The 20,348-nt window shown below is 35.4% G+C and carries 20 protein-coding genes and 1 other annotated feature; all 20 genes read left to right on the forward strand.

Annotated features, from left to right (window positions below; all coding sequences use genetic code 11):
* The first annotated feature begins 33 nt into the window (after positions 1–33).
* The 20 genes from mraY to ACWV26_RS04290 all read left to right on the forward strand — a co-directional run bounded on the left by mraY (position 34) and on the right by ACWV26_RS04290 (position 20,268).
* The gene (mraY, locus tag ACWV26_RS04195) at positions 34–1,005 is read left to right on the forward strand and encodes a phospho-N-acetylmuramoyl-pentapeptide-transferase (RefSeq protein WP_455897123.1); all 972 of its coding nucleotides are present in this window, start codon (positions 34–36) and stop codon (positions 1,003–1,005) included.
* Positions 1,005–2,357: a UDP-N-acetylmuramoyl-L-alanine--D-glutamate ligase gene (murD, locus tag ACWV26_RS04200; RefSeq protein ID WP_455897124.1), complete on the forward strand. Its 1,353-nt coding sequence runs from the start codon at positions 1,005–1,007 to the stop codon at positions 2,355–2,357. The genes mraY and murD overlap by 1 nt, the downstream gene beginning before the upstream one ends.
* 24 nt (positions 2,358–2,381) lie before the next feature.
* Positions 2,382–3,467 carry a putative lipid II flippase FtsW gene (ftsW, locus tag ACWV26_RS04205; RefSeq protein WP_455897125.1) on the forward strand — a complete coding sequence of 362 codons (1,086 nt, stop codon included), beginning with the start codon at positions 2,382–2,384 and terminating at the stop codon, positions 3,465–3,467.
* A 24-nt stretch (positions 3,468–3,491) separates the two neighbouring features.
* Positions 3,492–4,256: a cell division protein FtsQ/DivIB gene (locus ACWV26_RS04210; protein ID WP_455897126.1), complete on the forward strand. Its 765-nt coding sequence runs from the start codon at positions 3,492–3,494 to the stop codon at positions 4,254–4,256.
* A 293-nt stretch (positions 4,257–4,549) separates the two neighbouring features.
* Positions 4,550–5,836: a cell division protein FtsA gene (gene ftsA / locus ACWV26_RS04215; RefSeq protein WP_455897127.1), complete on the forward strand. Its 1,287-nt coding sequence runs from the start codon at positions 4,550–4,552 to the stop codon at positions 5,834–5,836.
* Positions 5,837–5,885: 49 nt separating this feature from the next.
* Positions 5,886–7,073 carry a cell division protein FtsZ gene (ftsZ, locus tag ACWV26_RS04220; protein WP_455897128.1) on the forward strand — a complete coding sequence of 396 codons (1,188 nt, stop codon included), beginning with the start codon at positions 5,886–5,888 and terminating at the stop codon, positions 7,071–7,073.
* 549 nt (positions 7,074–7,622) lie between these two features.
* The gene (locus ACWV26_RS04225; RefSeq protein ID WP_455897129.1) at positions 7,623–8,456 is read left to right on the forward strand and encodes a sigma-E processing peptidase SpoIIGA; all 834 of its coding nucleotides are present in this window, start codon (positions 7,623–7,625) and stop codon (positions 8,454–8,456) included.
* Positions 8,457–8,473: 17 nt separating this feature from the next.
* Entirely contained in the window at positions 8,474–9,181 is a 708-nt protein-coding gene (gene sigE / locus ACWV26_RS04230) for an RNA polymerase sporulation sigma factor SigE (protein ID WP_455897130.1), read from the forward strand.
* Between the two features lie 93 nt (positions 9,182–9,274).
* Positions 9,275–10,054: an RNA polymerase sporulation sigma factor SigG gene (gene sigG, locus ACWV26_RS04235; RefSeq protein WP_455897131.1), complete on the forward strand. Its 780-nt coding sequence runs from the start codon at positions 9,275–9,277 to the stop codon at positions 10,052–10,054.
* 87 nt (positions 10,055–10,141) lie between these two features.
* Positions 10,142–10,378: a PRC-barrel domain-containing protein gene (locus ACWV26_RS04240; RefSeq protein WP_455897132.1), complete on the forward strand. Its 237-nt coding sequence runs from the start codon at positions 10,142–10,144 to the stop codon at positions 10,376–10,378.
* Between the two features lie 80 nt (positions 10,379–10,458).
* Entirely contained in the window at positions 10,459–11,163 is a 705-nt protein-coding gene (locus ACWV26_RS04245) for a YggS family pyridoxal phosphate-dependent enzyme (RefSeq protein WP_455897133.1), read from the forward strand.
* Positions 11,147–11,644, forward strand: coding sequence for a cell division protein SepF (locus ACWV26_RS04250; RefSeq protein ID WP_455897134.1), 498 nt, complete (start codon positions 11,147–11,149; stop codon positions 11,642–11,644). Before ACWV26_RS04245 ends, ACWV26_RS04250 begins: the two co-directional genes overlap by 17 nt.
* Positions 11,645–11,660: 16 nt before the next feature.
* Positions 11,661–11,924: a YggT family protein gene (locus ACWV26_RS04255; RefSeq protein WP_455897135.1), complete on the forward strand. Its 264-nt coding sequence runs from the start codon at positions 11,661–11,663 to the stop codon at positions 11,922–11,924.
* A gap of 57 nt (positions 11,925–11,981) precedes the next feature.
* A complete protein-coding gene (locus ACWV26_RS04260; RefSeq protein ID WP_455897136.1) occupies positions 11,982–12,767 on the forward strand; it encodes a YlmH family RNA-binding protein in 786 nt (261 codons plus the stop codon).
* A 189-nt stretch (positions 12,768–12,956) separates the two neighbouring features.
* The gene (locus tag ACWV26_RS04265; RefSeq protein ID WP_455897137.1) at positions 12,957–13,466 is read left to right on the forward strand and encodes a DivIVA domain-containing protein; all 510 of its coding nucleotides are present in this window, start codon (positions 12,957–12,959) and stop codon (positions 13,464–13,466) included.
* A gap of 55 nt (positions 13,467–13,521) precedes the next feature.
* Positions 13,522–13,748: a binding site (T-box leader), on the forward strand.
* Positions 13,749–13,795: 47 nt separating this feature from the next.
* Complete coding sequence (ileS, locus tag ACWV26_RS04270; RefSeq protein WP_455897138.1) at positions 13,796–16,567, forward strand: isoleucine--tRNA ligase; 2,772 nt, start codon at positions 13,796–13,798, stop codon at positions 16,565–16,567.
* A 154-nt stretch (positions 16,568–16,721) separates the two neighbouring features.
* Entirely contained in the window at positions 16,722–17,198 is a 477-nt protein-coding gene (lspA, locus tag ACWV26_RS04275) for a signal peptidase II (RefSeq protein WP_455897139.1), read from the forward strand.
* Positions 17,198–18,109 (forward strand): RluA family pseudouridine synthase, encoded by a 912-nt coding sequence (locus ACWV26_RS04280; protein ID WP_455897140.1) that lies wholly within the window; start codon positions 17,198–17,200, stop codon positions 18,107–18,109. The genes lspA and ACWV26_RS04280 overlap by 1 nt, the downstream gene beginning before the upstream one ends.
* A 242-nt stretch (positions 18,110–18,351) precedes the next feature.
* Complete coding sequence (pyrR, locus tag ACWV26_RS04285) at positions 18,352–18,894, forward strand: bifunctional pyr operon transcriptional regulator/uracil phosphoribosyltransferase PyrR (RefSeq protein ID WP_455897141.1); 543 nt, start codon at positions 18,352–18,354, stop codon at positions 18,892–18,894.
* 39 nt (positions 18,895–18,933) lie between these two features.
* A complete protein-coding gene (locus ACWV26_RS04290) occupies positions 18,934–20,268 on the forward strand; it encodes a uracil-xanthine permease family protein (protein ID WP_455897142.1) in 1,335 nt (444 codons plus the stop codon).
* Positions 20,269–20,348 lie beyond the last annotated feature (80 nt).

The raw sequence follows: 20,348 nt of genomic DNA on the forward strand, positions 1-20,348 counted from the left end.
TGTACTAAAGAAGGTTAGAAGGAGAATTTTTTCATGTCAATCGCAACAATGCTAATTATATTAGCAATTTCATTTATTATTTCGGTCATATTAGGGCCGATTGTTATACCTATGTTAAGACGTTTTAAATTTGGTCAAAGCATTCGCGAAGAAGGGCCAAAATCACATATGAAAAAGGCAGGAACCCCTACAATGGGTGGTGTCATTTTCTTACTATCAATTATTGCAACAACCGTAATTATGAGTTTAGTAAAAGGTGCATTTACTTCTCAAACAATTATTTTGATTCTTGTATTGATTGGTTTCGGAGTAGTTGGATTTTTGGATGATGGACTTAAAATCATCTTCAAACGTAATTTAGGTTTGACTTCATTACAAAAGCTTATTGCACAAATTGTTATTTCGATTGCGGCCTATTTCTTAATGAAATTAGGAACGTTTCATAATATAGTTCAAATTCCGTTTACAGATTTTGCAATACATCTTGGTGTATTCTATGTTCTGTTTCTAATTTTCTGGTTAGTTGGCTTCTCTAATGCAGTCAATTTAACAGATGGATTAGATGGGTTAGTATCAGGTACAGCTTCCATTGCTTTCGCAGCTTATGGGGTGTTGGCACTGTTAAATGATCAATTGGATGTTGCTATTTTCGCATTTGCAGTTGTAGGTGCTTTACTTGGTTTCTTAATTTTTAATGCAAACCCTGCAAAAGTATTTATGGGCGATACCGGTTCACTAGCATTAGGTGGTGCACTAGCAATGCTATCCATCCTAGTTGGTCATGAATTACTATTATTATTAATCGGAATAATCTTTGTCCTTGAAACTTTATCTGTTATTCTTCAGGTAGCAAGTTTCAAATTGACAGGAAAAAGAATTTTTAAAATGAGTCCACTTCATCACCATTTTGAACTTTCAGGTTGGTCCGAATGGCGTATTGTCCTAACGTTCTGGTTATCAGCATTAGTGGCAGCATTGATTGCAGTGGTTCCGGAGGTATTATGATGAAAAACTTGAGCTTGATGGAACACAAAAAAGTACTAGTATTAGGTCTAGCCAAAAGTGGAGTAGCAGCCGCAGAATTACTTCATAAATTGGGTGCATTTGTTACTGTAAATGATGCGAAACCTTTTGAAGAAAATAAAGATGCACAAAAGCTCTTACAACAAGGAATTACAGTTATTTGTGGTCGTCACCCAGAAGATTTACTGGATGAAGGATTTGAATTAGTTATTAAAAACCCTGGTATTCCCTATACAAATATTATCGTTAGTGATGCAGTAAAACGAGGGATTCCGGTTTGGACAGAAGTCGAATTGGCTTACTTAATTAGTGAAGCACCTATGATAGGTATTACTGGTTCTAATGGTAAAACAACAACTACAACTTTGCTTTATGAAATTTTAAACGAAGGCGGCAAAATGCCATTAATCGCAGGTAATATCGGTACAGTAGCATGTTCAGTAACTGAGAACGCAACTGCAGAAAATGTTATTGTAACTGAATTATCTTCTTTCCAATTAATGGGTACTGAAACGTTTAAACCGAAAATCGCGATTTGGACGAATTTATATGAAGCACATATAGATTATCACGGTTCAATGGAAGCCTATGGAGAAGCGAAATTTGGAATTACTCGTAACCAAGATGCATCCGATTATTTGATTTTTAATGCAGATCAAGAAATTGTTTCTTCTTATGCGAAAAAATCTAATGCACATTTAATTCCATTTACGACGACTCAAATTAACACAGATGGTATTAGTGCAGATGATGAAATGATTTACTGGTTAGGTAAACCATTTATGAAACGCGATAAGATTGCACTTCCTGGAAAGCACAATTTAGAAAATGTACTAGCAGCTGTTGCAGCAGCGATATTGATGGACTGCCCTAAGGATAAAATGGAACATGTTCTACAATCATTTACAGGTGTTAAACATCGTACACAATATGTTCGTGAATGGGAAAAACGTAAAATTTATAATGATTCAAAGGCAACAAATACACTTGCCACTCGTAGTGCACTTGAAGCATTTAAACAACCAATTGTATTGCTCGCAGGTGGTTTAGATAGAGGACATTCATTTGAAGAATTACGACCATTTATGGAAAATGTACATGCGGTAGTTGTTTCAGGGCAAACTGCAGATCGATTTGCAGAGTTTGCTAAGTCTTGTGGTGTAAATACTATTATCCATACCGAAAATATTCAAGAAGCAGTACCTAAAGCAGCAGAAGTTTCAGTTGAAGGTGATGTCATATTACTTTCGCCTGCATGTGCAAGTTGGGATCAATATCCTAGCTTTGAAGTACGTGGAGATTTATTTATCGAAGCAGCTATGAAGCTAAAATAGTTGCCATATTACGTGATAGGAAGGATGCCTTGCCTGATACAGCGTGAAAGACTATGGTTAATGATTGCAACGTTATTTTTGACTTTCGTTGGCATTGTTTTTGTTTACTCGGCCGGTAGTTACTGGGGTAAGATTCATTACGGACAAACAGCACCGTTTTTAGTGAAACAGTTAGTCTATTTAGGAGTAGCGTTAATTGCATTTTACATTTGCGGTAACTATAAAGCTTTGCAATTGGAAAAGACCTGGACACTTTTTTATTGGCTGTCCATCATTCTACTAGTTGCCGTCCTAATTCCAGGAATTGGCGTTGTAAGGAATGGGTCACAAAGTTGGATTGCAGTAGGTCCGCTTAGTCTTCAACCTTCAGAACTTACTAAGATTGCAACAATCATCAAACTAAGTTTTATCTTAGCAAACCAGAAATCAACACAATCTAAAATCCATTGGCGGCATTTCTTATATTTGTTCATTCCAATTATTCTTATCATGTTGCAACCTGACTTTGGATCTGCGTTTATACTAATCGTCTCTGTTTTTATGCTTTTCTTTATAGCAGGATATCCAATTCGGTTTTATGCTTTTTTAATCATTGCCGGTATTTTAGGCCTTGTTGGGTTAATTCTTTCAGCACCGTACCGTTTAAAACGAATTGAAGCGTTTTTAGATCCATGGTCAGATCCACTAGGTAGTGGGTTTCAAGCAATACAATCATTACTTGCCATTGGACCAGCAGGGTTATATGGCCACGGTTTCGGGAATAGTAGACAAAAGTATTTGTACTTACCCGAGCCTCAAAATGATTTCATTTTCTCAATTATCGCCGAAGAGATGGGGTTTATCGGAGCAGCAGCAATAATTTGCGCCTTTGGTTTACTCATCTATTCGGGGTATAAATTAGCTTATAAATCGAGTCTAAAAGTTTCCTTATACAGTATTGCAACATTAGTCGGAATGATTGGTTTTCAAGCATTTTTGAATATCGGTGTTGTTTCAGGGTTATTACCAGTGACGGGTGTTACTCTACCATTCATTAGTTATGGGGGGACCTCACTCGTGGTTACTTGGATTGCTATAGGAATTGTTTGGAACTTTTCTAAACAGAAATAGTTATTATAGAAGGGAGTGATCAGTATGGAAAAAATAATAGATATCGAAGAACGGATACCAACATTGAAAGAACGCCGAAAAAAAAGAACAAATAGACGTTTTCTAATACTTATAGTTATTTTTATGGCTACCTTACTGACACTTCTATATTTTCAATCACCTCTTAGTCATATAAAAAAAATAACAGTTGAGGGAAATCATCTAAAGAGTAAAGAATTTTACATAAAACATAGTGGAATAGTAAAAGGAAACTCCTTATGGGAATTCAATAGCAGCAGAGTGGAATCACTATTAAAGGACCAGGGAATCGTACAGAATGTGTCGGTAAAAAGAAAGTGGATCAATGAAGTGACTATTTCTGTGTCTGAGTATAAGCAAGTAGCCTATATTAAAGAAAATGACCAATATAACTTGGTGTTAAATAATGGTGGCATTTTGCAATTGAATAGTACTCCTACTAGCTTGAGCGTTCCTATATTAGTAGGCTTTGAGGACGAAAAAGCGAGAAAGAAAATAATTCAACAGTTGAACAAGCTGGATGAAGAATTAATCTCTTTGATTTCCCAAATAAATGCGATTCCAAATGATACAAACCCTTATGCCATTCAAATGTTTATGAATGACGGATTTGAAGTAAGAGCATCTATTCCTACGCTTGCTTCAAAATTAAAATACTATCCATCGATTATTTCACAAATTAAAAAAGGTGAAAAAGGGGTAATAGACTTAGAGGTAGGAACGTTTTATCGCTCTTATAATAGCGAATATGGGGCATCTGAGAGTAATTAAAGCATTTAATTGTATAATTAATCTCTATTTTTGCTATTTCCATTAATAATCAGTTTTAAATAGATTCCAAATGTAGTAATCTTAGCTTAAAAGATGTTAATTTGAATATTTTAAACATTTCAGACTTTTACATCTAGCTTTTATCACGTCATAAATTATAAAAAATGCATCAAAAGTTAAAAAAAACAGTATAAATGAAGGAATTTCGGGTGGCTTTCAGGAATTTATTTAGACAAGTTCATCATTTTACAATAGAATAATTACTAACAGTAGTTGAAGGAGGTGCCACAGTTTTGAATCATTCAGAATTATACGTTTCATTAGATATAGGATCTTCTTCTGTAAAAGTCCTCATTGGAGAGGTTAATGATGAAACTGTGCATGTAATCGGTGTAGGCAATGTAAAATCAGCCGGGATACGTAGAGGTAGTATAGTAGATATTGATGCTACCGTTCAATCTATAAAAAAAGCAGTTGATCAAGCTGAAAGAATGGTTGGATTAAATATTAATAAAGTAATCCTTGGAATTCCTGCAAATCAGGTACAATTGCACAATGTAAAAGGAGTAGTAGCAGTAAATAGCGAGAATCGCGAAATTACCGATTTAGATTTGGATCGCGTAATTGAATCTGCTCAATTAATGTCCATACCACCCGATCGGGAATTAGTCAATATTGTGCCAACACAATATATAGTTGATGGATTGGATGGAATCAATGACCCAAGAGGTATGATTGGCATTCGCTTGGAAATGGATGGAACAATGATTACAACATCAAAAACAGTTTTGCACAATCTTCTACGTTGTGTTGAAAAAGCTGGTTTGGAAATCCAACAAATATATTTACAACCTTTAGCTTCAGGAGAATTTGCCCTAACTGAAGATGATCGCAATCGTGGGACGGCATTCATCGATATTGGTGGAGGTTCAACGACACTTGCTGTATTCAAAGATGGACATTTTATTGACACTGCTATGATACCAGTTGGTGGTGAAAATATAACTAAAGATTTATCCATCGTATTAAAAACGCCTACAGAACAAGCCGAGAAGATAAAAAACGAATATGGACATGCGTACTATGATGATGCTTCAGAAGATGAACTATTTGAAGTACCAGTAATTGGTGCTGATACAAAAGAGCAATTTAGTCAAAGATACATATCCGAAATTATTGGTGTAAGACTTGAAGAGCTTTTCGATTTAATTATTGATGAGTTGTATCGAAAGGGTATTCAAGATTTACCAGGCGGTGTGGTTTTGACTGGGGGCGTTGCGAAATTAGAAGGATTACCTCAACTAGCGCGTCATGTGTTACAAACTAGCGTAAAGATTTATGCACCTAATTACATTGGCGTAAGAGAACCTGAATATACTTCAGCAGTTAGCTTAATACGTTATGCTTATAAAGAATCGCAATTTAATCGAGATTTTAGTGATAACACACCGTTAGGACCAGTTGAGCATGAAGAACATCATATTGAACAACATAGTGCTACTTCAGCATTCGAAACAAAAGAACATCATGATGGAGTGCTAACGAAAGTTAAAGGATTCTTTAATAGATTTTTAGAATAATCTAGGTGATATTCTCTACACATTATGAGCTAAATTAGGAGGAATAGAGATGTTAGAATTTGAAATAAACGAGGAGCAACTGGCTGTAATTAAAGTTATCGGTGTCGGCGGCGGCGGAAATAATGCAGTCAATAGAATGATTGAACATGGTGTACAAGGTGTAGAATTTATCTCCGTAAATACTGATGCACAAGCGTTAAAATTATCTAATGCTGATGTAAAGTTACAAATAGGTGCTAAATCTACACGTGGCCTAGGAGCAGGTGCTAACCCAGAGGTTGGTAAAAAAGCCGCAGAAGAAAGTAAAGAACAAATCGAAGAAGCATTAGGCGGCGCAGATATGGTATTTGTTACTGCTGGTATGGGAGGCGGTACTGGTACCGGTGCAGCACCTGTTATTGCTCAAATCGCCAAAGATCTTGGTGCTTTAACAGTTGGTGTTGTTACACGACCATTCTCATTTGAAGGAAAAAAACGTCAAAAGCAAGCTCTTTCTGGTACAGCTGCAATGAAAGAAGCAGTTGATACATTAATCGTCATTCCAAATGATCGTTTATTGGAAATTGTTGACAAAAATACGCCGATGGTAGAAGCGTTCCGTGAAGCAGATAACGTTCTACGTCAAGGTGTTCAAGGTATTTCAGATTTAATCGCTGTTCCTGGCTTGATTAACCTAGACTTTGCCGATGTTAAAACAATTATGTCTAACAAAGGTTCTGCATTAATGGGAATCGGTATCGCATCAGGTGAAACACGTGCTGTTGAAGCTGCTAAAAAAGCTATTTCAAGTCCATTACTTGAAACTTCTATCCATGGAGCAAAAGGTGTTCTTATGAATATGACTGGTGGCTCTAACTTAAGTTTATATGAAGTTCAAGAAGCAGCTGATATTGTATCTTCAGCTTCAGATGAAGATGTAAATATTATTTTCGGTGCCGTAATTAATGATAATCTAAAAGACGAAATTGTTGTAACAGTTATAGCAACTGAGTTCAATGAAGAAGAAACACAATATGAAAATCACCGTAATGTTGGTAACCGTGGCGGTATTGGTACACAAAGACAACAACAAGCACCAGTACAAGTACAACAAATGACAAGTCGTGAAGTACGTACAGAAGAACCAGTACAACCTGTACAAGAAAGCCCTCGTCAAACGCCAAGTTATAATACAAATACACAAGACGAAGGATTAGATATTCCAACATTCCTACGTAACCGTAACAAACGTCGTTAATCTAAATAATCTCAGGTAAGCTATCTACTAAACTATTAGTAGATAGCTTATTTTTTTATATGATTTACTCCTTTTTATTATTCAATATTTTTTGAAAAACAAATTGGACTAATCTGAATGGTTGTCTTTCGAAGTTGCTTTCATTATAGGTCATATTTCAATTTTGATTGAAGTGATAAAGAAGATGATTTCTACATAGCATGAAAAAGCCGTTGGAAAAGAAAGAATGGAAGAATATTTATTATAAAATTCAGAATGGAAATTCCAGGGGTATATTAGTACTCCAAAAATTGTTGAAGGGGAATTAGCGAAGACTCACCACTCGCTTAGCTTAGAAAGCGTAGCTAATTACACTTCAAACTAAAATAAAATTAGTCTTAAACTAGTTTTCAGTATTCTGAATTTAGACGCCCATATATTCAATTAATCCATAAATTTATTCCCTAGAAAAATGAAAATTAGTGTCGGAAAGTTTCTTCTCCTATCATTCACCCTTTGACATTTTTTGAAGTATTTATGTGTTATTTTGTCTATGTGGGAGGTGGTGAATTGTATGGCGAAGTTCTAATCTTAATTAATGCACTCTTTAATTATGTCATTCTTTCCTTTACCAATTCAATTTGCTATATGCAGCAAAAAAGAGTGCGACTTTTAATTAGTGCTATAATTGCTGGTATTTGGATTGTTGTTTTTGGTCACCATTTTCTCATGATGGTAATAGCATTTGTGCTAATGATTACAACTGCTTTTGGTTTTCAGATTCGTAAATTATGGAAAGGGGCCCTGATGTGTTTTGTAGGGGCTTTATTTGCAGGAGGTTTATTAACTGCAGTAGAACCACTATGGATGAATAGATCCATTTTTACCCTAATGATTGTTTGGGGTCTTGTAGCAACTGCAGGCTTATATTTATTAAAAAGTCGAATACTTGTTGTACGTGGTGATAAATTACAACAAAATCTCGTTCAAATGTGTAAATTGCAATTAGATGAAATGATTGTTTCACTAAAATGTTTTGTAGATACAGGAAATACGACAGTTGAGCCGTTATCGGGAAAACCTGTTCATTTTGTTCGTTATAAAGCAATAGAACATTCCTTACCTGAGAAATTGAAAATGGCTTTGTTTCAATGGGATGTAAATGAGCCATATGATTTAGAAATGTTTTCAGATAAAGACCGTAAAAGAGTGGCTGTAATTCCTATTACAACTGTTCAAGAAAAGAAAACATATAGTTTAGCCCTTCGTTATGATAAGTGGCTTATCCAAGACGAAGAAACTCGCCCGATATCACCCGGTTTTTTAATTATTTCAATTCAAAACACCCCGTTTCCACAAGATGCAGATGCCATATTACATTTTACTGCTTTATATCACATTTAATGAATGGAGGTTTTTTTATGATTCGTCGTTTTTGGCGTTGGTTAATGGAAACTATTGCAAACTTTAGGCAGACAGGCACGTTTTATATTGGTAGTCATGAATCCTTGCCTACTCCTTTGAAAAAGGAAGAAGAGCATGAAATGATTGTTGCTTTTAAAAATGGAGATATGCATGCAAGAGATGTACTTATTGAACATAATTTAAGATTGGTTGTGTATATAGCAAGAAGATTTGATAATGCTAAAACACCAATTGAAGATTTAATTAGTATAGGATCTATTGGATTAATCAAAGCAATTGAAACATTCAATGCTGATAAAAAAATAAAACTAGCTACATATGCCTCTAGGTGTATAGAAAATGAAATTTTAATGCATTTACGTAAAACGAGTCGTATGAAAGGCGAAGTTTCATTAGATGAGCCATTAAATTCTGATGGCGACGGCAACGAGCTTCTACTGTCTGATATATTAGGAACAGATGAACATTTAATAACGGACGATGTTGAGAAAAAAATGGAACGTCAACATATGTTCCATGCTATTCAAAAACTAGATGAAAGAGAACGTTATATAATGGAATGCCGCTTTGGTCTTGCAGGAAAAGAAGAAATGACTCAAAAAGAAGTAGCGGATCATTTAGGTATATCTCAATCCTATATTTCCCGATTAGAAAAGAAAATTATTCAAGAATTGCGTAATCATTTAAATCAATTAACGTCATAATGGTTGAAATTGGAGAGAAATAATACGCATATTATTATCCATTCCGGACACACTTAACTTACTAACAGTGATAAAGCATCCGGAGGACAGAATATGCGAACAAAAGTTGAAATATGTGGTGTTGATACATCCACGTTACCTGTTTTGAAGCATGAAGAAATGCGACAATTATTTGTTGCATTGCAAAGCGGACAAGAAGAAGTCAGAGAACAACTAGTGATGGGAAATTTACGGTTAGTATTAAGCATTGTTGGTCGATTTGCCTATAGAGGCGAACAGGCTGATGATTTGTTTCAAGTTGGATGTATTGGGTTGTTAAAATCAATTGATCATTTTGATTTATCTCATAATGTTCGATTTTCAACTTATGCAGTTCCAATGATTATCGGTGAAATTAGAAGACACTTAAGAGACCATCATCCTCTACGTGTCTCAAGATCACTACGAGATATTGCATATAAAGCAATGCAAGCAAAGGAACAATTTTTGACAGAAGAATTACGAGAGCCAACATTAACGGATTTAGCAAGAATGACAGGCTTACCACAGGAAGATATTTTATTTGCTTTAGATGCAATTCAAGAGCCTATGTCATTACATGAACCAATCTATGCTGATGGTGGAGATCCTGTGTATATGATGGATCAATTGAAGGACCAAACAGTTTCAGAAGATCGTTGGTTAACGTATGTATCAATTAAAGAACAGATTCAAAAATTAGATAGAAGACAACAAAATATCCTTTCTAAACGATATTATTATGGCCATACTCAAACAGAAATTGCGAAAGACTTAGGTATTTCACAAGCACAAATTTCTAGATTAGAAAAAAGTGCGTTAAAAACAATACAAGAACAGGCAAGCGAAAAATAAATTCATACAAACTAATTAGCATCAATCATCAAGATTGATGCTTTTTTTTCATATAAATAAATAACATACATTTAGGAGGGATGTTTTTTGCGTTTTTCCGAACTTCAACGAAAAGAAATCATCGCTGCGAATAGTGGACGTTTTTTGGGCTATGTGGAAGATGCGGTTGTTCAACAAGATACTGGATATGTTATAGCATTTGTTGTAGCTGAACCCAAAAAAATCATGTCATTTTCAGGTGCTAAAAAGGAAACTTTGAAAATACCGATAGAAGATGTCCTCGTTGTAGGGAAAGATGTAATACTAGTAAAAGGATTAGACTGAAAAAAATGGGTATTCGTTGCTAAATCTCGGTATGCTTGATACAATTAAGTAACAAGTATCTTTGAAAAGATGAGGCTATTATGACATTAATTATTAATAATTTACATGATATTCAAAACAACATTGTAGCTGCTTGTAAACGAGCTGGAAGAAATGTTTCTGACATCACTATTATAGCCGTCACAAAGCAAGTTACAACAGAACGTGCAATTGAAGCACTGGAAGCAGGTTTAACTCATCTGGGTGAAAATCGCCCAGAAGGGTTATTAGAAAAATATGAAACCATTAAAGACCGAGCTACATGGCATTATATTGGCTCAATGCAAACAAGAAAAGTACGCAAAGTAATTGAACAAATTGATTACTTACATTCACTTGACCGTATTAGTTTAGCAGAAGAAATTGATAAAAGAGTAAATCGCCCTGTTAATTGTTTTGTACAAGTTAATGTATCAGGCGAAGAGTCAAAACACGGTCTTACATCAGAGGAAGTGCCTGCATTTATCGAGAAGTTGTCAGACTACCCAAATATACGTGTAGTTGGTTTAATGACTATGGCACCTAACACAGAAGACCAAGAAATTATACGAAATGTATTTAAAGGATTAAAAAAACTACAGTTAGAGATTGCTAGTAAGGGATATGATTATGCGCCTTGTACTGAACTATCAATGGGGATGTCTAACGACTATGAGATTGCAATCGAAGAAGGTGCAACGTTTGTCCGAATTGGCACAGCTCTAGTTGGCAATGAAGGAAGGGATTCTTATGAAGGTAAAAGATAAACTAAAAAACTTTTTCTATTTAGAAGAGGAAGAAACCTACGTAGAAGAGCAAGTTGAGAAAAAAGAATCTGTTCGTCAACAAGAAGCACCTCAAAGACAACAAATGAAGCCGGCAGTAAGCAGACCAGCAGCAATTAAAAAACCATCCGTTAAAGAACGCCCAAGATTTGTGGAACATTCAAACGTACCAAATCTTGTTAGTATCAAACAAAAAACTTCAAAAGTAATTTTATCAGAACCTCGAGTTTATGCCGAAGCACAAGATATCGCTGATAATCTGAAAAGCAAACGTGCTGTAATTGTAAATTTACAACGCATTGATCGTGAACAAGGTGTACGCATAATTGATTTTATCAGTGGGACTATTTTTGCTTTAGGTGGAGATATTAAAAGAATCGGTACAGATATTTTTTTATGTACACCTGATAATGTAGAAATAGATGGCAGTATTTCTGATTATTATTATGAAGATTTACAATAGAGGAGTATAACTTTTCATGTTAATTTTTACAATTGTAAAGTATTTATTTGAATTTTATTCGATTGCGCTAATTATTTATATTCTAATGTCTTGGATACCATCAGCGTATGATTCAAAGTTTGGAAGACTATTGTCTCAAATTTGTGATCCGTATTTAAATTTCTTTAGACGATTTATCCCGCCAATAGGCGTAATTGATATCTCACCAATTGTCGCATTATTTGTTTTGAATCTTATTCAAACAGGTGTCTTCTACGTTTTAAGTTATATTATATTTTAATTCACCTCCCCACATTTATTTTAAGGTGGGGATTTTTTTACGAAAGAAGGGAAATCGATGGAGGAAATTTTCCAACATTTTAGACCTGAAGAGAAACCATTTATAGAACAAGCAATGGGATGGCGAGATGAAGTCGAAGATCGTTATGCACCAAAATTGACAGATTTTTTAGATCCACGTCAGCAATTGATTGTACAATCTATCATTGGGAAAAATAGCAATGTCCTGGTGACGGCTTACGGATGTTTTGAAGAATCTGAACGCAAACGATTATTGATCTATCCAGACTATTATCAAGTATCTGATGAAGATTTTGAAATTGCCATTTGTGAGCTTCAATTCCCTTCTAAGTTTGTCCAATTAAAGCATCCGGATGTATTAGGGGCATTAGTCTCCCTTGGTTTAGAACGTGCTAAATTTGGAGATATCCGTCTAGATGAATCTTTTGTTCAATTTGCTGTTGCAAGAGAAGTAATTGACTACGTGCTTATGAATCTTATAAGCATTGGTAAAGCGAAAGTACAAGTGAAAGAATTGCCACAAAATGCTCGTTTACTTCCTTCTGAATCACACTTTATAGAACAAGTCATTACTTCCAGTTCTATGCGTTTAGATACAATACTTGCCTCAGTCTATCCCATATCTCGGCAAAAAGCGGCAATGCTTATTAATAGTGGTAAAGTTAAAGTGAATTTCGTTGTACGTGAACAAGTTGCTTTTGAATTACATGAATCAGATCTTCTGTCAATCAGAGGGCATGGTCGTTTAGTCATAAAATCTATAGAAGGAAAAACCAAAAAGGAGAAATTTCGCATAAAAATTGGTCGAATTGATCGTAAATAATAATTCACAGATTTGAAAAATAATTAAATAAATGAGAGCATTGTTATAGATTGTATTTTTCAACTGAAAAGCACTTGTGAATTTGACATAAATGATAAATTTATTTTAAATTTTTGTTTTTCTTGATGAACTTACCAATATACAAAGGTATAATAATGTATAAATGCTGCTAAGGAGAGGTGCAAAAATATGCCGTTATCACCACTTGACATACATAACAAAGAATTTAGTCGTGGTTTTAGAGGTTACAACGAAGATGAAGTAAATGAATTCCTAGAACAGATTATTAAAGACTATGAACTAATCTTGAAAGAAAAAAAGGAACTTGAAGACAAACTGCTTTCTAGCAATGAACAAATTGGGCATTATAATTCAATCGAAGAAACACTTCAAAAGTCAATTGTCATTGCCCAAGAAGCAGCAGAAGAAGTCCGCCGTAACTCTCAAAAAGAAGCAAAGCTCATTGTTAAAGAAGCAGAGAAGAATGCAGATCGTATTGTCAATGAGGCTCTATCTAAAGCACGACGCATTGCATTGGAAATTGAAGAACTAAAAAAACAATCAAAAGTTTTCCGTAATCGATTCAAAATGATTGTTGAAGCACAATTAGACTTAATTGAATCAGATGATTGGGATCATTTGATGGAGTATGAGGTAGATACAACAGAATTGGAACACTTAGATTTACCTCAAGATTAATTAAGATACTTGACTGCGTGGCTTCATTTTTCTATAATGTCAACATATCTATATAAAAAAAGTAATGATGGAGACAGTAATTTATAGGTGCGTACTCAGCGATTTGAGGATAGTGAAAGCTCAAACAAAACACTTATAAAAGAAAATCACTCCTGAACTAGGTTGCTGAAATACTTTAAAGTAAGCAATTTCGTATACACCACGTTACGGTGTCTTAAGAGGCGTCAGCAGTATTGACGCAATTAGGGTGGTACCGCGAGATAACTCCTCCTCGTCCCTTTTATGGGATGAGGAGGTTTTTTATATTTAAAAGGAGGAATTTATTCAATATGGAATACAAAAATACCTTATTGATGCCAAAAACAGACTTCCCGATGCGAGGAAATCTTCCAAACAACGAACCTAAAATCCAAGAAAAATGGGAAGAAATGGACATCAATGCAAAAGTTCTTGAACGTACAAAAGACCGTCCAGCCTTCATCCTACATGATGGTCCTCCATATGCAAATGGTGATCTTCATATGGGGCATGCACTAAACAAAGTGTTAAAAGACATGATTAACCGCCATCGCTCAATGACTGGATACTATGTACCTTACGTACCTGGTTGGGATACACATGGTCTACCAATCGAGCAGGCATTAACAAACAAAGGTCATGATCGTAAAAAAATGTCTATCGCTGAATTCCGCGAATTATGTAAAGACTACGCATATGAACAAGTAAGTCGTCAACGTGAACAATTTATGCGTATCGGTGTACGCGGTGACTGGAAAAATCCATACATTACTCTAAAACCAGAATTTGAAGCTCGTCAAATCGGTGTATTTGGTGCAATGGCTAAAAAAGGATATATCTATAAAGGTTTAAAACCAGTATATTGGTCTCCATCAAGTGAATCAGCACTTGCTGAAGCAGAAATTGAATATAAAGATATTAAATCACCTTCAATTTACGTAGCATTTAATGTATTAGACGGTAAAGGCGTTGTAAATAATGATGAAAAATTCATTATTTGGACTACAACTCCTTGGACAATGCCTGCAAACCTTGGTATTTCAGTTAACCCTGAATTCACTTATGTTGTAGTAAAAGCAAATGGTGCTAAATACATTGTTGCTAAAGGCTTACTTGAAAAAGTTGCAGAAAAAATTGGCTGGGAAAATCCTGAAATTGATCGTGAAATCCAAGGTGCTGACCTAGAAAATGTAACAGCTAAACATCCGTTATATGATCGTGAATCACTAATTATGCTAGGTGACCATGTCACACTTGAAGCTGGTACTGGTTGCGTTCATACTGCTCCAGGTCACGGGGAAGATGACTATCAAGTTGGTAAACGCTATGGTTTAGAAATTCTTTCAGTAGTTGACCATAAAGGTTGCTTAACTGAAGATGCTGGCGAATTTGCAGGTATGTTCTACGATAAAGCAAATAAACCAATCTGTGAAAAACTTGATGAAGTGGGTGCGTTATTAAATCTTTCATTCTTTACACACTCATATCCACATGATTGGCGTACTAAAAAACCTGTTATTTTCCGTGCTACACCACAATGGTTTGCATCTATTGATAAATTCCGTCCAGAATTACTTCAAGCAATTCGCGACACAAGTTTCACACCAGTTTGGGGCGAAACTCGACTTTACAATATGATTCGTGACCGTGGTGATTGGTGTATCTCTCGTCAACGTGCATGGGGTGTACCAATTCCAGTCTTTTATGCTGAAAATGGCGAAGAAATTATCACAGAAGAAACAATTTCACACGTACAAGAATTATTCCGTGAACATGGTTCTAATATTTGGTTCCAAAAAACAGCAAAAGAATTACTTCCTGAAGGATTTACACACCCAGGTTCTCCAAATGGCGAATTCACAAAAGAAAATGACATCATGGATGTTTGGTTCGATTCTGGTTCAACTCACCAAGGTGTGTTAGAAGAACGACCAGAACTTCGTTACCCAGCTGATTTATATCTGGAAGGTTCTGACCAATACCGTGGATGGTTTAACTCATCATTAATCACTTCAGTTGCAATGAATGGTCATGCCCCTTATAAAGGCTTACTATCTCATGGTTTCGTATTAGATGGCGACGGACGTAAAATGAGTAAATCACTAGGTAATATCATTGCCCCAAGTAAAGTCATGAATCAATATGGTGCAGATATTCTTCGTTTATGGGTAGCATCTGTTGACTATACAGCTGATGTTCGTATTTCTATGGATATGTTGAAACAAGTTTCAGAAGTGTACCGTAAAATTCGTAACACACTGAAATTCTTACATGGTAATTTACATGACTTCAATCCAAATACAGACTATGTTGCTTACGAAGATCTTCGTGAAGTCGATCAATATATGTACATGGAATTACAAAACTTAATCAAAACGGCTCGCGTTGCCTATGATAACTATGAATTTGCGACTGTATACAAAGCTGTAAACAATTTTGTAGCAACAGAACTAAGCTCATTCTACTTAGACATAGCAAAAGACGTTGTATATATCGAAGGTGTAGATCAACACGCTCGCCGCGCAATGCAATCGGTTATGTATGATACATTAGATGCATTATTAAAATTGTTGACTCCAATCATCCCTCATACTACAGATGAAATGTGGTCATATTTACAATATACAGATGTAGAAAGCGTACAACTTACTGATATGCCAGCTGCTGTTGAAAAGGAAAACTTTGCAGCCTTAACAGAAAAATGGGCAAAAATCATGAACGTTCGAAATGTAGTATTAAAAGCATTAGAAGAAGCTCGTAATGCAAAAACAATTGGTAAGTCTTTAGAAGCAAAAGTAACTGTTTATGGTGTTGATGAAGCATTAGAACTTCTAAACGATGCCAATATTAACTTTGCACAATTAAATATTGTTTCAGAGTTTGTTGTCGGCACTTCTTTAAATGACGCTCCAGAAAATGCAGTGAAAACTGAAAAAGTTGCAGTAACAGTAGAAAAAGCAGAAGGCGAAAAATGCGAACGCTGCTGGACTATTTCAAAAACTGTAGGACACAATCACAATCATCCGACATTATGTGAACATTGTGCAGATGTGGTTGAAAAATATTATTCAGAAGTCGAATAAGTAAAATTAAATAATTTATGGCTGTTCACTTAAGGTGAGCAGCTTTTTTTTATTTTGCAGTAAAATATAGAACATCATTTGAATGGTCTGTTTTTGTCTTCAGGGCATTATATGATAAAATAGGTTAGATTCGGGAGTAAACGGAGGCTTTGCTGTGTATAAATATTATGGAATAGCTATTTTCGTGATTATACTAGATCAACTGACAAAATGGAGTGTTGTCAAAAATATGGAATATGGTGAAAGTATTTCAATCATTGATCCTTATTTTGGCTTATACTCTCATCGAAATCGTGGTGCTGCTTGGGGGATGCTGCAAGGGCAATTTTGGCTATTTGCATTAATAACTATTGTTGTTATTGTTGGTATTATTTATTACTACCATAAGGAAGCTAAAGGAAAGCCATTGTTCCAAACAAGTTTAATGTTTTTACTTGGTGGTGCCATTGGAAACTTTATTGACCGAGTATTTCGAGGAGAAGTAGTAGACTTTGTACATGTCATTATTCCAGTTATTAACTATGATTTTCCTATATTTAATATAGCTGATGCATCATTGACAATTGGCGTAATCATGCTTATTATCTACTTACTATTTGAAGACAAACAAGAAAAGAAAAAGGTGAAATAATGTCAGTCACATTTACTGTAACAGAAGAGGTCAAAGGGGAACGAATTGACAAAGCCCTTGCCTCACTGCAACAAGACTGGTCTAGAACTCAAATTCAAGGATTCGTACAAGAGGGTCTTGTAGTCGTGAACGGACAAGAAATTAAGCAAAAGTATAAAGTGCAAGTTGGAGATATTATTACGGTAACTCCTCCAGAGCCAGAACCACTTGAAATTATTGCAGAAGATTTGAATCTTGATATTGTGTATGAAGATTCAGATGTACTAGTTGTCAACAAACCAAAAGGTATGGTTGTCCATCCAGCACCTGGTCATACAACAGGTACTTTAGTTAATGGATTAATGTATCATTGTAAGGATTTATCAGGTATTAATGGTGTCATGCGTCCTGGTATTGTACATCGTATTGACAAAGACACATCAGGGCTTTTAATGGTTGCCAAAAACGATAAGGCGCACGAATCCCTTGTACAACAATTAGTAGATAAAACGGTAACGCGCCGTTATACTGCATTAGTTCATGGCCATATCCCGCATGATAAAGGTACAATTGATGCACCGATTGGTCGCGACCAAAAAGATCGTCAGAAAATGGGGGTTGTTGATAATGGCAAGCATGCCGTTACACATTTCCAAGTAATCGGTCGATTTGGAGTAGACTATACTTTAGTCGAATGTCGTCTTGAAACAGGTCGTACACACCAAATTCGTGTTCATATGAATTATATTGGTTATCCTTTAGTAGGAGATCCGAAATATGGTCCAAAGAAAACAATTGATTTTGGTGGACAAGTTTTGCATGCTGGCATTTTAGGTTTTGTACACCCAGCAACAAAAGAATATCTAGAATTCGAAGCACCACTTCCTGAAGATTATCAAGATCTATTGGATGAATTGAAAAAGAACTATTGACACTTTAAGTCATATGGGCATATAATGAGTTCAGTGAAAATCTAATATTCACCTTTTAAAGACAGTCCAGAGAGGCTGAAAAGGGATGCGAAGAATGTTAAGATTACTGTACATATTTTACAGTCTATTTGACATATCTATCAGTATACCTATATCCTCTTGGGCAAACTTGCTCAAGAGGTTTTTTTCTTGTAAAAAGAGGAAAACTTACGATTAGCTTTAAAGAAAAGGAGGTAGAAAAAATGACAGCAAAAAAAGCCGAACTTCTTGATCAAGCTGCGATGAACAGAGCGCTAACTCGAATTGCACATGAAATCATTGAACGAAATGAAGGAATTGATGAGTGTATCCTTGTAGGCATTAAAACAAGAGGAGCATTTCTTGCAAAACGATTAGCACAAAAAATTAACTCAATTGAGAAAAAAGAAATTCGTTCAGGAGAATTAGACATTTCTCTTTATCGAGATGATTTATCGGTTAAAACTTCCAATGGAGAAGCACTTGTACAACAAGTTGATATTACGGATGATGTAACAAATCAAAAAGTAATCTTAGTTGATGATGTTCTATATACAGGCAGAACTGTTCGTGCAGCAATGGATGCTGTGATGGATATCGGTAGACCTTCTCAGATTCAGCTAGCTGTGTTAGTGGATCGCGGTCATCGTGAATTACCAATACGTGCAGACTATGTTGGGAAAAACATACCAACAGCAAGCCATGAACGAATTGTCGTTAGTATGGTTGAAGTTGATGAAGAAGATTTAGTCGCAATTTATGAATAATATACGATAGATATTGTATGAATGTGAGGAAGTTTTGATATGTCAAATGCTGTTTTAGATATTAACGACAAGCCTTCGGGTGGTCAGTTGATTACATTAAGTTTACAACATATGTTCGCGATGTTTGGTTCAACAATTCTGGTACCAACTTTAACAGGTTTATCACCCGCAATTGCTTTACTTACAAGTGGTATCGCAACAATAGTATTCTTGCTAATAACAAGATTTAAAGTACCAGCTTACTTAGGTTCGTCATTCGCTTTTATAGCACCAATTCAAGTAGCATCTTCAACTGGCGATGGGCCAGGTAGTGCAATGATAGGCGCGATGGCAGTTGGTTTAGTATATGGAATCGTTTCATTACTCATTTGGAAAACGGGTTATAAATGGATTATGAAAGCTTTACCACCAATTGTTGTAGCACCAGTCATAATGGTCATCGGCCTAGGGCTAGCTGCAACCGCTGTTCATATGGCGATGTATAAGCCAATCAGTGATACAGAAGAAGTATATAGCGCATCATACTTCGTCATTGCTTTAATTACACTAGCAATCGCGATACTATGTAACAACTTCTTTAAAGGTGTAATAAGTACAATGCCAATTTTAATTGGAATGATTGGTGGATACATTGCTTCAATAATTTCCGATGCTATATTTGGTACTAACTTAATAGATTTTGGTAAAGTAATGCAAGCAAGTTGGTTCAAATCACCAAACTTCTTAATACCAGGAGTTGATTATGACTTTAAAGTAACTTCAACATTATTATTAGCAATGGTACCAATAGTCATTGTAACGATTTCAGAACACATCGGTCACCAACTAGTACTTGGTAAAGTTGTACACCGTAACTTCATTAAAGAACCTGGCTTAAATCGTTCACTATTAGGTGATGGTCTAGGAACATTAATTAGTTCAGTAATTGGTGGTCCACCAAAAACAACTTATGGTGAAAATATTGGAGTGCTAGTGTTAACACGAATTTTCAGCGTTTGGGTAATAGGTGGTGCAGCTGTTTGTGCAATTCTCCTATCCTTCTCTGGAAAATTAATGGCACTAGTCAGCACAATACCAACGCCTGTACTTGGTGGAGTGTCCATCTTACTATTCGGTATTATCGCTTCAAGCGGTTTAAGAATGTTAGTAGAAAACAAAATCAATTTTGATGATAAACGTAACTTAGTAATAGCTTCAGTGATTTTGATTCTAGGCATCGGTGGTGCAAAGCTAGCATTTACAGAAACCTTCTCAATTGAAGGAATGGCACTAGCAGCAATAGTAGGAGTACTATTAAACATCATTTTACCTGGAAAAGCACAACCTGATCTCGAACTTCAACAAGAAGAACTTAATGAAAAAATAGCAAAATAATATAATTGATCTACCTTTTAAAGGTTGCCCAGAGAGGCACAGAAGGGTGATTCGATACGATAACAATAGGTGAACTAGCC

It is taken from the genome of Rummeliibacillus sp. JY-2-4R (genome assembly GCF_053847205.1).